The organism is Serratia sp. 121840015-1, assembly GCF_053627655.1.
In genome coordinates this window covers 345,969-359,869 of record NZ_JBSEYF010000003.1, presented here as the reverse complement: position 1 = coordinate 359,869, position 13,901 = coordinate 345,969, and the positions used below count along the sequence as shown (strand labels likewise).

At 59.2% G+C, this 13,901-nt stretch carries 9 protein-coding genes and 6 tRNA genes; 13 read left to right on the top strand and 2 right to left on the bottom strand.

Annotated elements, in window-relative coordinates:
* Positions 1-212 precede the first annotated feature (212 nt).
* A complete protein-coding gene (gene nagE, locus ACUXAC_RS17975) occupies positions 213-2,249 on the bottom strand; it encodes an N-acetylglucosamine-specific PTS transporter subunit IIBC (RefSeq protein ID WP_060423598.1) in 2,037 nt (678 codons plus the stop codon).
* A gap of 334 nt (positions 2,250-2,583) precedes the next feature.
* On the opposite strand from nagE, the gene nagB reads away from it, so the two are divergent.
* From nagB to ACUXAC_RS17915, 12 genes are all read left to right on the top strand, one after another.
* Entirely contained in the window at positions 2,584-3,384 is an 801-nt protein-coding gene (nagB, locus tag ACUXAC_RS17970) for a glucosamine-6-phosphate deaminase (RefSeq protein ID WP_004939952.1), read from the top strand.
* 18 nt (positions 3,385-3,402) lie between these two features.
* Positions 3,403-4,542, top strand: a complete 1,140-nt coding sequence (gene nagA, locus ACUXAC_RS17965) for an N-acetylglucosamine-6-phosphate deacetylase (RefSeq protein WP_038877480.1) — start codon at positions 3,403-3,405, stop codon at positions 4,540-4,542.
* A gap of 27 nt (positions 4,543-4,569) precedes the next feature.
* A complete protein-coding gene (gene nagC / locus ACUXAC_RS17960; protein WP_004939956.1) occupies positions 4,570-5,790 on the top strand; it encodes a DNA-binding transcriptional regulator NagC in 1,221 nt (406 codons plus the stop codon).
* A gap of 67 nt (positions 5,791-5,857) precedes the next feature.
* Positions 5,858-6,610 carry an HAD-IIA family hydrolase gene (locus tag ACUXAC_RS17955; RefSeq protein WP_004939957.1) on the top strand — a complete coding sequence of 251 codons (753 nt, stop codon included), beginning with the start codon at positions 5,858-5,860 and terminating at the stop codon, positions 6,608-6,610.
* A 189-nt stretch (positions 6,611-6,799) separates the two neighbouring features.
* A complete protein-coding gene (locus ACUXAC_RS17950; protein WP_454266805.1) occupies positions 6,800-8,239 on the top strand; it encodes a carbohydrate-binding protein in 1,440 nt (479 codons plus the stop codon).
* 284 nt (positions 8,240-8,523) lie between these two features.
* Positions 8,524-10,188 (top strand): asparagine synthase B, encoded by a 1,665-nt coding sequence (gene asnB / locus ACUXAC_RS17945; protein ID WP_004939961.1) that lies wholly within the window; start codon positions 8,524-8,526, stop codon positions 10,186-10,188.
* Positions 10,189-10,406: 218 nt separating this feature from the next.
* A tRNA-Met gene (locus ACUXAC_RS17940) sits at positions 10,407-10,483 on the top strand.
* A 15-nt stretch (positions 10,484-10,498) separates the two neighbouring features.
* Positions 10,499-10,583 (top strand) — tRNA-Leu (locus ACUXAC_RS17935).
* Between the two features lie 30 nt (positions 10,584-10,613).
* Positions 10,614-10,688: transfer RNA gene (locus ACUXAC_RS17930), tRNA-Gln, on the top strand.
* Positions 10,689-10,732: 44 nt separating this feature from the next.
* Positions 10,733-10,807: transfer RNA gene (locus ACUXAC_RS17925), tRNA-Gln, on the top strand.
* A 41-nt stretch (positions 10,808-10,848) separates the two neighbouring features.
* Positions 10,849-10,925: transfer RNA gene (locus tag ACUXAC_RS17920), tRNA-Met, on the top strand.
* 4 nt (positions 10,926-10,929) lie between these two features.
* Positions 10,930-11,004, top strand: a tRNA-Gln gene (locus tag ACUXAC_RS17915).
* Between the two features lie 87 nt (positions 11,005-11,091).
* On the opposite strand, the gene ubiF is transcribed toward ACUXAC_RS17915, so the two are convergent.
* Positions 11,092-12,273, bottom strand: a complete 1,182-nt coding sequence (gene ubiF / locus ACUXAC_RS17910) for a 3-demethoxyubiquinol 3-hydroxylase (protein WP_055316092.1) — start codon at positions 12,271-12,273, stop codon at positions 11,092-11,094.
* Between the two features lie 197 nt (positions 12,274-12,470).
* Here ubiF and miaB point away from each other — a divergent pair, with 197 nt between their 5' ends.
* Positions 12,471-13,895 carry a tRNA (N6-isopentenyl adenosine(37)-C2)-methylthiotransferase MiaB gene (gene miaB / locus ACUXAC_RS17905; protein ID WP_454266804.1) on the top strand — a complete coding sequence of 475 codons (1,425 nt, stop codon included), beginning with the start codon at positions 12,471-12,473 and terminating at the stop codon, positions 13,893-13,895.
* Positions 13,896-13,901: the final 6 nt, after the last annotated feature.

The following is a 13,901-nucleotide window of genomic DNA, read 5'->3' as shown; positions in this document are numbered from 1 at the left end:
ACATAACCGCCTATGATCCAACAAGCCACGTCTGGAAACAACCGTTTGTTTCACGAAAAATGCGGCGCGTTGCACCGTCGGCGCGCAGCGCACCGCCGTGGGGCGAAACGGAATAAAAAAAGCGGGAAGAGATCGCTCTCTTCCCGCCAAGTCGGGGTAAACTCCGCCATGATGCGTGGCCGGCCCCCGGTACTACTCAGGTAAAAACGGTCTTACTTTTGGATCTCGTACAGCTTGGTCTGACCGGCGACGACAGAGCCGCTGGCCAGCGCCGCCAGGCCGGCGTAGTCGTCAGAGTTGCTGACCACCACCGGGCTTATCATCGAACGCGCGTTGGCGTTCAGATAATCCAGATCCAGTTCCAGAATCGGTTGACCGGCTTTCACTTCCGCGCCCTCTTCCACCAGGCGTTTGAAGCCCTGGCCTTCCAGCGCGACGGTGTCGATCCCCATGTGCACCACGATCTCGGCGCCCTTGTCGGTTTCCAGGCAGAACGCGTGGTTGGTATTGAAGATTTTCACCACGGTGCCGTCCGCCGGCGCCACGACGATGTTGTCGGTCGGGCGAATCGCCAGGCCGTCACCTACCGCCTTGCTGGCGAAAGCTTCGTCCGGCACCTGATCGAGCGCCACGACTTCACCGGTCACCGGCGCCACCAGCGTTTCAAACGCGACTTTCGGTGCGTTCGGTACCGCCTGCGGTTTGGCTTCCGCAGCAGGAGCCGCCGCCGGGGCCGCCGCTGCCGCTACCGGGCCGGCTGCAATCACGTTGCGCATTGCGCTGGCGATAAGTTCAGCACGGGTGCCGACGATCACTTGCACGCTCTGCTTGTTCAGACGGATAACGCCGGATGCGCCGAGGCGTTTCGCCAATGCGTCGTTCACCAGCGCGGAGTCTTTCACGTTCAAACGCAGGCGAGTGATGCAGGCATCGATGCCGGTCAGGTTGTCGGAACCGCCGATCGCGCCGACGTAGCGACGGGCCAGCGTGGTAGTTTCGTTCTCGTCTTTACCGGCGTTGCTGTTGACGTTGACGTCATAACCGTCGGTTTCGTCACCGGCAACCGCCAGCTCGCGGCCCGGGGTCATCAGGTTGAACTTGTTGATGGTGAAGCGGAACACCACATAGTAGATAACGAAGAACACCAGACCTTGCGGGATCAGCATGTACCAGTGGGTCGCCAACGGGTTGCGCGACGACAGCACCATATCCACCAAACCGGCGCTGAAGCCGAAACCGGCAATCCAGTGCATGCTGGCGGCGATGAAGACGGAAATCCCGGTCAAGATCGCGTGAAGCACATACAGCACCGGCGCCACAAACATGAAGGAGAATTCCAGCGGTTCGGTGATGCCGGTAAAGAAGGCAGCGAATGCCCCCGCCATCATGATCCCCAGCACTTTCGCCTTATTCTCAGGGCGCGCGCAGTGATAGATAGCCAGCGCTGCGCCCGGCAGACCAAACATCATGATCGGGAAGAAGCCCGCCTGATAACGGCCGGTGATGCCGACGACCGCTTTACCGGCTTCGATCGACTGCTGGCCGCCAAGGAAGTTAGGGATATCGTTGATGCCGGCCACGTCGAACCAGAACACCGAGTTCAGCGCGTGGTGCAGGCCGACCGGGATCAGCAGACGGTTGAAGAAGGCATAGATGCCCGCGCCGACGGAGCCCAATTTCTGGATGTGTTCGCCGAAGCTCACCAGAGCGCCGAACACCACTGGCCAGACATACATCAGGATGTAAGCGACCAGGATCATCAGGAAGGAAATGAGGATCGGCACCAGACGGCGGCCGCTGAAGAACGACAGCGCCTTAGGCAGCTCGACGCCGCTGAAGCGGTTGTACACTTCGGCGGAGATGATACCCACCAGAATACCGACGAACTGGTTTTCAATTTTGCCGAACGCGGCAGGCACCTGGTCGAGGGGGATCTTCTGAATCATCGACACGGCGGCCGGTGAACAGAGGGTGGTCAGCACCAGGAAACCGACGAAGCCGGTCAGTGCGGCAGAGCCGTCCTTGTCTTTGGACATGCCGTAGGCCACACCGATGGCGAACAGCACGGCCATATGATCGATAATGGCTGAACCGGATTTGATAAATAATGCGGCAAGCGCGTTGTCGCCGCCCCAACCAACAGGGTCAATCCAGTACCCGACGCCCATCAAGATGGCGGCGGCAGGCAGCGTGGCGACCGGCACCATCAGCGCCCGTCCCACCTTTTGCAAATAACTAAGAATGTTCACCTTTTCCCCCTATGTTGTCCGCGGACGGACCCTATTAGTAGTTTATTTGGATCTCTCACTACCTTTTTAGAAACAATGCTTGGCACGTATCACTCATGCCGAGTGTAAAAAATTTATTTTGTATCGCAAATTAAAACCTCCCTTTTTGTGATAAATATCACCAAAAAGTAGTCTTTCCCTCCCAGATTGCTGGCCATCACACAAAACTTATTTTATCATTCAAAAAATCAACCGGACGGACGATTCACGCGAGAATCATAAAGCTGGGTTACGCTTAGGACTCCCGCAGGCCCGTACAGTATAGCTTTAGTTTACTTATCCCAAGAGGTGTTAGATGAGACTTATCCCACTGAAAGATACCGCACAAGTCGGCAAATGGGCCGCGCGTCATATCGTTCAACGCATCAACGCATTCAAGCCAACCGCAGAGCGCCCGTTTGTCCTCGGCCTGCCTACCGGCGGCACGCCGCTGGAAGCCTACAAACATCTGATTGCGATGCACAAAGCAGGTGAAGTAAGCTTTAAGCATGTTGTGACTTTCAACATGGACGAGTACGTTGGCCTGCCGCAGGAACACCCGGAAAGCTACCACACCTTCATGTACCGCAACTTCTTTGACCACGTTGATATCCCTCGTGAAAATATCAACCTGCTGAACGGCAACGCCGCGGATGTCGACGCCGAGTGCCGCCAGTACGAAGAGAAGATCAAGTCTTACGGCAAAATTAACCTGTTCATGGGCGGCGTGGGCATCGACGGCCATATCGCGTTCAACGAGCCGGCTTCGTCTCTGGCTTCGCGCACCCGCATCAAAACGCTGACCGAAGACACCCGCATCGCCAACTCGCGCTTCTTCGGCGGCGACGTCAGCCTGGTGCCGAAATATGCGCTGACCGTCGGCGTGGGCACGCTGCTGGACGCGGAAGAAGTGATGATCCTGGTGACCGGCCACGCCAAGGCGCAGGCGCTGGAAGCCGCGGTGGAAGGCAACATCAACCACATGTGGACCATCAGCTGCCTGCAGTTGCACGCCAAAGCGGTCGTGGTGTGCGACGAGCCGGCCACCATGGAGCTGAAAGTCAAAACCGTCAAATATTTCCGCGAGTTAGAAGCGGAAAGCGTGAAAAGTCTTTAATCTTTGCAGGGGGCTACGATGTTCGCTTTAACCCACGGCCGAATCTATACCGGCCACGACGTACTTGATGACCATGCAGTCATTATCGCTGATGGGCTGATCGAGAGAGTCTGCCCGGCGGCTGAATTGCCCGCCGGCATCGAAACGCGCGACCTGGGTGGCGCCATCCTGGCCCCTGGGCTTATCGACGTGCAGCTGAACGGCTGCGGCGGCGTCCAGTTCAACGATTCGCTGGAAGCGATTTCGGAAGAAACGCTGGAGATCATGCAGCGCGCCAACGAGAAATCCGGCTGCACCAGCTATCTGCCGACGCTGATCACCAGCAGCGACGAATTCATGAAGCACAGCGTCGACGTGATGCGTGCTTATCTGAAAAAGCACCAAAACCAGGCGCTGGGCCTGCACCTGGAAGGGCCGTACCTCAGCCCGGTGAAAAAAGGCACCCATAACCCGGCGTTCATTCGCAAGCCAACTCAGGACATGATCGATTACCTGTGCGCCAACGCCGACGTGATCACCAAGGTGACGCTGGCGCCGGAAATGGTTGAGCCGCACGTTATCAAGCAGCTGACCGAGGCCGGCATCGTGGTCTCCGCCGGCCACTCGAACGCCACCTACGATCAGGCGCGCACCGGCTTCGCCGCCGGCATCAGCTTCGCCACCCACCTGTACAACGCCATGCCGTATATCACCGGCCGCGAACCGGGGCTGATGGGGGCGATCTTCGATACGCCGGAGGTCTATACCGGCATCATCGCCGACGGCCATCACGTGGCCTGGGCGAGTATCCGTAACGCCAAACGCCTGAAAGGTGATAAATTGGTATTGGTCACCGACGCGACCGCACCGGCAGGTGCAGATATTGACCAATTTATTTTCGCCGGTAAAACAATATACTATCGGGATGGGCTGTGCGTGGATGAGAACGGTACCCTGAGCGGTTCCGCACTGACCATGATCGAAGCGGTGCAAAACAGCGTCGAGCATATCGGCATCGCGCTGGACGAAGCGCTGCGCATGGCGACGCTGTATCCGGCGCGCGCCATCGGCGTCGAGCAGCGTCTGGGCACCATCGAAGCCGGCAAGGTGGCTAACCTGACCGCCTTCACCCGTGATTTCAAGATCACCAAAACGCTCGTTAACGGTAACGAGGTTTAATTCAATGAACAGCGAGTAACATTATTGATGAGCACTGGCGGACAAGCACAAATAGGGAACGTTGACTTAGTCAAACAGCTTAACGGCGCGGCAGTTTACCGCCTGATCGACCAGCAGGGCCCGATCTCGCGCATTCAAATTGCCGAACTCAGCCAGCTTGCCCCCGCCAGCGTCACCAAAATTACTCGCCAGCTGCTGGAGCGCGGGCTGATCAAAGAAGTCGATCAGCAAGCCTCCACCGGCGGCCGCCGCGCGATCTCCATCGTGTCGGAAACCCGTCATTTCCATACCGTCGCGGTACGTCTCGGCCGCCACGACGCCACCATCACCCTGTATGACATGAGCGGTAAATCGCTCAGCGAAGAACACTATCCGCTGCCGGAACGCACCCAGGAAACGCTGGAAAATGCACTGTTCGCCGCCATCGCCCAATTCATCGAAGCAAACCAGCGCCGCCTGCGCGAGCTGATCGCCATCGCGGTGATCCTGCCCGGCCTGGTGGATCCGGCGCTGGGCGTGGTGCGCTACATGCCGCACATCAGCGTCAGCAACTGGGCGCTGGTCGACAACCTGCAGCAGCGCTTCAACGTCACCAGCTTCGTCGGCCACGACATCCGCAGCCTGGCGCTGGCGGAGCACTACTTCGGCGCTACCCGCGACTGCGAAGACTCTATTCTGGTGCGCCTGCACCGCGGCACCGGCGCCGGCATCATCGTCAACGGGCAGATTTTTCTCGGCAATAACGGCAACGTCGGCGAAATCGGCCATATCCAAATCGATCCGCTGGGTGAACGCTGCCACTGCGGCAACTTCGGCTGCCTGGAAACTGTAGCCGCCAACGCGGCGATCGAACAGCGCGTGCGCCAGCTGCTGAGCCAGGGCTACCCGAGCAAACTGACGCTGGAAGACTGCGGCATCAACGCCATCTGCAAGGCCGCCAACCGCGGCGATCTGCTGGCCAGCGAAGTGATCGAACACGTCGGCCGCTATCTAGGCAAGGCGGTGGCCATCGCCATCAACCTGTTCAATCCGCAGAAGGTGGTGATCGCCGGTGAGATCACCGAAGCGGACAAGGTGCTGCTGCCGGCGATCCAGAGCTGCATCAATACCCAGGTGCTGAAGGACTTCCGCAAAAATCTGCCGGTGGTGACCTCCGAACTCAATCATCGCTCGGCGATCGGCGCTTTCGCCCTGGCCAAACGCGCGATGCTCAACGGCGTGCTCTTGCAGCGATTGCTGGAAAGCTGATCCGCCGCTTCTGGCAGGTGTGTTATCGTCACCCCTTGCCTGCCGTAATCATGAGAAACAGCGACAAATGAAAATCAAAAACGTTATATGCGATATCGACGGCGTGCTGCTGCATGACAATACGCCGGTGCCCGGCGCCGATCTGTTCCTGGCGCGCATCCAGGAACAAGGCATGCCGCTGGTGGTGCTGACCAACTACCCGTCACAGACCGCGCAGGATCTGGCGAACCGCTTCGCCGCCGCCGGGCTGGAAGTGCCGGAGAGCGCGTTCTATACCTCGGCGATGGCCACCGCCGATTTCCTGCGCCGCCAGGAAGGCAAAAAAGCCTACGTGGTCGGCGAAGGCGCCCTGATCCATGAGCTGTACAAAGCCGGTTTCACCATCACCGACATCAACCCGGATTTCGTGATCGTCGGTGAAACCCGCTCTTACAACTGGGACATGATGCACAAGGCCGCCTACTTCGTCAGTAACGGCGCACGCTTTATCGCCACCAACCCGGATAGCCACGGCCACGGCTTCTCGCCAGCCTGCGGCGCGCTGTGCGCTCCCATCGAGAAGATCACCGGCCGCAAGCCGTTTTACGTCGGCAAGCCCAGCCCGTGGATCATTCGCGCCGCATTGAACAAAATGCAGGCGCACTCGGAAGAGACGGTGATCGTCGGCGACAACCTGCGCACCGACATTCTGGCGGGCTTCCAGGCCGGTCTGGAAACCGTGCTGGTGCTGTCCGGCGTCTCCACGCTGAGCGACATTGAAACCATGCCGTTCCGCCCGAGCTACGTCTACCCTTCCGTTGCCGATATCACCATCTTCTGATGCATTTATGGCGGCTGCCCGGCCGCCATTATTTCTCTCTTCCTGACCGCAGTTTGAATTTAATTCGTTCATGGCCGCAAAAGGTTTCAGCCTGCCTGCGCTAAAAATCCTCATTATAACCTTACGCCCCGCCAATAGCTGATATTGCCGGCCAGCGGAAAACCTTTACCCCTAATTAATGAGGCTACCATGAGCACAAATAACATGATTAATGCCGCCGCCGATGACGCAGCCATTATGCCGACTATCGCCAATAAAAAAATCCTGATGGGTTTTTGGCACAACTGGGCCGCCGGCGCCAGTGACGGCTATCGGCAAGGCCAGTTCGCCAATATGAACCTGACCGATATTCCCGCCGAATACAACGTGGTGGCCGTCGCCTTTATGAAAGGCCAGGGCATCCCAACCTTCAAACCGTACAACCTGTCCGACGCCGAGTTCCGCCGCCAGGTGGGCGTGCTGAACAGCCAGGGCCGCGCGGTGCTGATCTCCCTCGGCGGCGCAGACGCGCATATCGAGCTGAAAACCGGCGACGAAGATAAGCTGAAAGACGAGATTATTCGCCTGGTGGAAGTCTATGGCTTCGACGGCCTGGATATCGATTTGGAACAGGCGGCAATCGGCGCCGCCAATAATAAAACCGTCTTGCCTGCGGCATTGAAAAAAGTAAAAGACTATTACGCCGCGCAGGGGAAAAACTTTATTATCAGCATGGCGCCGGAATTCCCATATTTACGTGAGAATGGCACCTACCTGGATTATATCAACGCCCTCGAAGGCTACTACGACTTTATCGCACCACAATATTACAACCAGGGTGGCGATGGCCTTTGGGTTGAAGAAATTAAAACCTGGCTGACCCAAAACGACGACACCAAGAAGGAAGACTTCCTCTACTACCTGACGGAAAGCCTGGTCACCGGCACCCGCGGCTATGCGAAGATCCCGGCGGCGAAATTCGTCATCGGCCTGCCGAGCAACAACGACGCCGCCGCCACCGGCTACGTGATCGATAAACAGGCGGTATATAACGCTTTCTCGCGTCTCGACGCCAAGAACCTGTCGATCAAGGGCCTGATGACCTGGTCAATCAACTGGGACAACGGTAATAGCAAAGCCGGCGTGGCCTACAACTGGGAATTCAAAACCCGCTACGCGCCGCTGATTCAGGGCGGCGTTACCCCACCGCCGGGAAAACCTAATGCACCGACTGCGCTGACGGTCGCCGAGCTGGGCGCCACCTCGCTGAAGCTGAGCTGGGCCGCCGCCACCGGCGCCTTACCGATCGCCAGTTACACCGTCTACCGCAACGGCACCCCGATCGGCCAGACCGCCGGCCTGTCGCTGGCCGACAGCGGCCTGACCCCGGCCACCCAGTACAGCTACTTCGTTACCGCCACCGACAGCCAGGGCAATACCTCGCTGCCGAGCAGCGCGCTGGCGGTTAAAACCGCCAACGACGGCACGCCACCCGATCCGGGGGCGCCCGAGTGGCAGAACAACCACAGCTACAAAGCCGGCGACGTGGTGAGTTATAAAGGCAAGAAATACACCTGTATCCAGGCGCACACCTCCAACGCCGGCTGGACGCCGGACGCCGCCTTCACCCTGTGGCAGCTCATCGCCTAATCGCTAATCGATTGCCGGCCAAACCGGCCGGCAATCCCGTCATCACGCTAAAAATTGCATAATCGTTAAATTTTCCCGCCAATAACTGAAAATCCGTTAAAAATCGCAGCCACGCAAACAACTATTTCTCAGCGTATGGCTAAAACACTTGCATCTCCTGCAGCTTTAGGCGCATTTTCATAACCACAGCGCAGCAAAACCGCGTTATCGCTGATGAATCGGCAATGCTGCCCATAACAGTAAAAAACAACATCACAGTCATGAAAGCCCGTTAGGAGAGTTGTATGTGTTCTATTTTCGGTGTGCTCGATCTGAAGTCCGATCCCGTTGAACTGCGTAAGAAAGCGCTGGAGCTGTCGCGCCTGATGCGCCACCGCGGCCCGGATTGGTCCGGCGTTTACGCCAGCGACAAAGCCATTTTGGCCCACGAACGCCTGTCGATCGTCGACGTCAACAACGGCGCTCAACCGCTGTACAACGCCGCGCACACCCACGTTCTGGCGGTCAACGGCGAAATTTACAACCACCAGGCGCTGCGCCAACAGCTGAGCGACCGCTACGCGTTCCAGACCGGGTCCGACTGTGAAGTGATCCTGGCGCTGTACCAGGAGAAAGGCCCGGATTTCCTCGACGATCTGCAAGGCATGTTCGCCTTCGCCCTGTATGACACCGAAAAAGACGCTTACCTGATCGGCCGCGATCACCTGGGCATCATCCCGCTGTACATGGGCCACGACGAGCACGGCAACCTGTACGTCGCCTCCGAAATGAAAGCGCTGGTGCCGGTGTGCCGCACCATCAAGGAATTCCCGGCCGGCAGCTACCTGTGGAGCCAGGACGGTGAGATCCGCGAATACTATCGCCGCGACTGGTTCGATTACGACAGCGTCAAAGACAACGTGACCGACGCCGCCGCCTTGCGCACCGCGCTGGAAGAGTCGGTGAAAAGCCACCTGATGTCCGACGTGCCTTACGGCGTGCTGCTGTCGGGCGGGCTGGATTCCTCGGTCATCTCGGCGATCACCAAGAAGTACGCCGCGCGCCGCGTGGAAGATCAGGAACGCAGCGAAGCCTGGTGGCCGCAGCTGCACTCCTTCGCCGTCGGTCTGGAAGGCTCGCCGGATCTGCGCGCCGCGCAGGAGGTCGCCAACCATCTGGGCACCGTGCACCATGAGATCCACTTCACCGTGCAGGAAGGCCTGGACGCCATCCGCGACGTGATTTACCACATCGAAACCTATGACGTCACCACCATTCGCGCCTCGACGCCAATGTACCTGATGTCGCGCAAAATCAAGGCGATGGGCATCAAGATGGTGCTCTCCGGCGAAGGCGCGGACGAAGTGTTCGGCGGCTACCTTTACTTCCATAAGGCGCCGGACGCCCGCGAATTCCACGAAGAGACCGTGCGCAAGCTGCTGGCGCTGCATATGTTCGACTGCGCGCGCGCCAACAAGGCGATGTCCGCCTGGGGCGTTGAGGCCCGCGTGCCGTTCCTGGACAAGAAATTCCTCGACGTGGCGATGCGCATCAACCCGAAAGATAAAATGTGCGGCAACGGCAAAATGGAAAAACACATCGTCCGCGAATGTTTCGAGTCCTATTTGCCGGCCAGCGTGGCCTGGCGCCAAAAAGAGCAGTTCTCCGACGGCGTCGGCTACAGCTGGATCGACACGCTAAAAGAGGTCGCTGCGCAGCAAATCAGCGATCAACAGCTCGAAACCGCGCGTTTCCGCTTCCCGTACAACACGCCGACCTCGAAAGAAGGCTACCTGTACCGCGAGATCTTCGAAGAGCTGTTCCCGCTGCCGAGCGCCGCCGAATGCGTGCCGGGCGGCCCGTCCGTCGCCTGCTCGTCCGCCAAGGCCATCGAATGGGACGAATCGTTCAAGAAGATGGACGATCCTTCCGGCCGCGCCGTCGGCGTGCACCAGGCCGCCTATAAATAATCGCGCGGCGTTTTCCCCAAGGCGGGCCTTTTGGCCCGCCTTTTTGTTGCCTTTCCCCCCCGCCAACTGCCTGAATTGCCGATTTTATCGCCATAATGTTCACAACCCAGACAAACGGCGCTTCCCGGCACTTTTTCGGGAAAAAACTTGTTGACGCAAATCGGTCATATACGCATAATGCGCCCCGCAACGCCGATGAAGGCAAAGCAAAAAAAGAGGGCTACGTAGCTCAGCTGGTTAGAGCACATCACTCATAATGATGGGGTCACAGGTTCGAATCCCGTCGTAGCCACCATCTCTTTTTTGCATTGCGGGAGTGGCGAAATTGGTAGACGCACCAGATTTAGGTTCTGGCGCCGCAAGGTGTGCGAGTTCAAGTCTCGCCTCCCGCACCATTTCTCTTCATCGTCGGCGCAGTATGTTGATGGGGTATCGCCAAGCGGTAAGGCACCGGTTTTTGATACCGGCATTCCCTGGTTCGAATCCAGGTACCCCAGCCATATTCTTTCGGGAATGGGGTTTCAACATAAGATTTGTTTGCAGGTGGGGTATCGCCAAGCGGTAAGGCACCGGTTTTTGATACCGGCATTCCCTGGTTCGAATCCAGGTACCCCAGCCATAACAAACTGCTTGCAAATCAAAGAAGTAAAAAGTAACATCGGCTACGTAGCTCAGCTGGTTAGAGCACATCACTCATAATGATGGGGTCACAGGTTCAAATCCCGTCGTAGCCACCATAATTGGGGTGTCGCCAAGCGGTAAGGCTCTGGTTTCTGATACCAGCATACCCAGGTTCGAATCCTGGCACCCCAGCCATATTTAGAAAAGCCCGCTTCGGCGGGCTTTTTGCTGTCTGGCGTTCAGTCAATCCTAACGGGCCCAGCCGCAACTGAGCCCTGTCGGTTACAATCCCAACGCGTACTTCAACGCATGCTCTTTCAGCTTGCCCGCCCGCTGCGCGGCCATCAGCGCCAGATTGCGCGCGACGTTCAGCGGCGCCAGGTTATTGCTGAAAGCCGTATAGAACAGATCCATCCCGCTCTGCATCAGCAGATTGTCGGTACGGCGGCGGCGCTGATAACGCAGCAGTACCGCCTCGCTGCTCCAGTCCTCTCCCTGCTCCCGCGCATCGCTCAATACGTTCAGCAAGGCATCCACGTCGCGATACCCCAGATTGACGCCCTGCCCCGCCAGCGGATTGATGGTATGCGCCGCATCCCCCAGCAGTGCCAGCCCCGGCAGCACGTAGCGCTGCGCATGACGCCGCGTCAGCGGGAACGAACCGGCGGCGTGCACCTTGACCGGGCCCAGTCGCGCCGGGAAAGCGGCGGCGATCTCACGCTCCAGCTGCGCCGGCGGCATCGCCTGCAGCTGGCGAATGCGCTGCGGGCTGTCATACCACACCAGCGACGCCCAGCTGTCGTACAGCGGCAGGAAGGCGCGCGGCCCAGACGGGAAGAAACGCTGCCAGGTCACATCCTGCTGCGGCGCGCCGGTATCGACGGTGATCAACATGCACGCCTGACGATACTGCCAGCCGTTGGTGCCGATCGCCGCCAGCTTGCGCACCTGCGAGTTGGCGCCGTCGGCGCCGACAACCAGGCGCGCCTGCAGCGTCTCGCCGCCGTCCAGCGTCAGCTGCCAGGCATTGTCCGCCCGCTGCAGCGATTGCAGCCTGGCGGGGCACAGCAGCGTCAGGTTGGCGCACTGCGCGAACTGCTGCCACAGCGCCAGCTGCAGAATGCGGTTTTCCACCATAAAGCCCAGCTCGGGCAGCCCCAGGGACACCGCGTCGAACGCCACGCGCGACGACGCCCATTCCCAGGTCTCCAGCCGGCGATACGGCGCTGTGCGCATCGCCGTCACGGCCTGCCAGGCGCCGAGCTGTTTCAGCAGCCCCACCGAGGTGCAGCCGATAGCGGAAATGCGCAGATCCGGCGGGCTTTGCGCCTCGAACGCCTGCGGCGCCTGATGTTCCAGCAACGCCACCGACCAGCCCGCCTGCGCCAGCCCCAGGGCCGCCGCCGCGCCGACCATGCCGCCGCCCACCACCACCGCGTCATACCGATTTTGAGATGTCTTCATATTGGCTATGTTTTCTGTGTGAATGCTCGCCATCCCACCCGGCATGGCGTTTTGCGCAGTGTACCGGATTTTCGCTCCGGCTTCAGGTCGCGTGCCATTTTCCCCCGCGCTGGTCACAACGGCGGCAAATGATTACAATACGCGCCCTGCATGTCGCGTAACGCAACTTTCGCTCCGCACTGAGTAATGGCAAGTCAATGACGAAAAAACTACATATCAAAACCTGGGGCTGCCAGATGAATGAGTATGATTCATCGAAAATGGCCGACCTGTTGAACAGCACGCACGGCTTCGAGTGGACCGAAAACGCCGAAGAGGCGGACGTGCTGCTGCTGAACACCTGCTCGATCCGTGAAAAAGCGCAGGAAAAAGTTTTCGCCATGCTGGGGCGCTGGCGCTTGCTGAAAGAAAAGAACCCGTCTGTCATCATCGGCGTCGGCGGTTGCGTGGCCTCGCAAGAAGGCGAACTGATCCGCAGCCGCGCGCCCTGCGTCGACGTGGTCTTCGGCCCGCAGACCCTGCACCGCCTGCCGGAAATGATCAATCACGTTCAGGGCACCCGCAGCCCGGTGGTTGACATCAGCTTCCCGGAGATCGAAAAGTTCGACCGTCTGCCGGAACCGCGCGCCGAAGGCCCGACCGCATTCGTGTCGATCATGGAAGGCTGCAACAAATACTGCACCTTCTGCGTGGTGCCTTACACCCGCGGTGAAGAAGTGAGCCGCCCGAGCGACGACGTGCTGTTCGAAATCGCCCAACTGGCGGCGCAGGGCGTGCGCGAGGTCAACCTGCTCGGCCAAAACGTCAACGCTTACCGCGGCGCCACGCATGACGGCGAGATCTGTTCGTTCGCCGAACTGCTGCGCCTGGTGGCAGCCATCGACGGCATCGATCGCATTCGCTTCACCACCAGCCACCCTATCGAGTTCACCGATGACATCATCGCGGTGTACGAAGACACGCCGGAGCTGGTCAGCTTCCTGCATCTGCCGGTGCAGAGCGGTTCGGATCGCATCCTGACCATGATGAAACGCGCGCACACCGCGCTGGAGTACAAGGCGATTATCCGCAAGCTGCGCAAGGCGCGGCCGGCCATTCAGCTCAGCTCCGATTTCATCGTCGGTTTCCCGGGCGAAAGCCAGGCCGACTTCGAACAGACCATGAACCTGATCGCCGACGTCAATTTCGACGTCAGCTTCAGCTTCATCTATTCGTCGCGCCCGGGCACCCCGGCGGCGGACATGGTCGACGACGTCAGCGAAGAAGAGAAAAAACAGCGGCTGTATATTCTGCAGGATCGCATCAACCAGCAGGCGCTGCAGTTCAGCCGCCGCATGCTCGGCACCGTCCAGCGCATTCTGGTGGAGGGCACCTCGCGCAAAAGCGTGATGGAGCTGGCCGGGCGCACGGAGTGCAACCGTGTGGTAAACTTCGAGGGCACACCCGACATGATCGGCCAGTTCGTCGACGTGGAAATTACCGAGGCGCTGACCAACACCCTGCGCGGCGCAGTGGTGCGCACCGAACAGCAGATGGATCTGCGCGTACATGAATCCCCGCAGTCGGTGATCGCCCGTACCCGCAAAGAAAACGCGCTGGGCGTCGGCATTTACCAGCCCTGACGCCGC

Coding starts and splice junctions, on each gene's coding strand:
- nagB (WP_004939952.1), top strand. CDS start 2,584: ATGAGACTTATCCCACTGAAAGATACCGCACAAGTCGGCAAATGGGCC.
- ACUXAC_RS17950 (WP_454266805.1), top strand. CDS start 6,800: ATGAGCACAAATAACATGATTAATGCCGCCGCCGATGACGCAGCCATT.
- ubiF (WP_055316092.1), bottom strand. CDS start 12,273: ATGAAGACATCTCAAAATCGGTATGACGCGGTGGTGGTGGGCGGCGGC.
- nagA (WP_038877480.1), top strand. CDS start 3,403: ATGTTCGCTTTAACCCACGGCCGAATCTATACCGGCCACGACGTACTT.
- miaB (WP_454266804.1), top strand. CDS start 12,471: ATGACGAAAAAACTACATATCAAAACCTGGGGCTGCCAGATGAATGAG.
- nagC (WP_004939956.1), top strand. CDS start 4,570: ATGAGCACTGGCGGACAAGCACAAATAGGGAACGTTGACTTAGTCAAA.
- ACUXAC_RS17955 (WP_004939957.1), top strand. CDS start 5,858: ATGAAAATCAAAAACGTTATATGCGATATCGACGGCGTGCTGCTGCAT.
- asnB (WP_004939961.1), top strand. CDS start 8,524: ATGTGTTCTATTTTCGGTGTGCTCGATCTGAAGTCCGATCCCGTTGAA.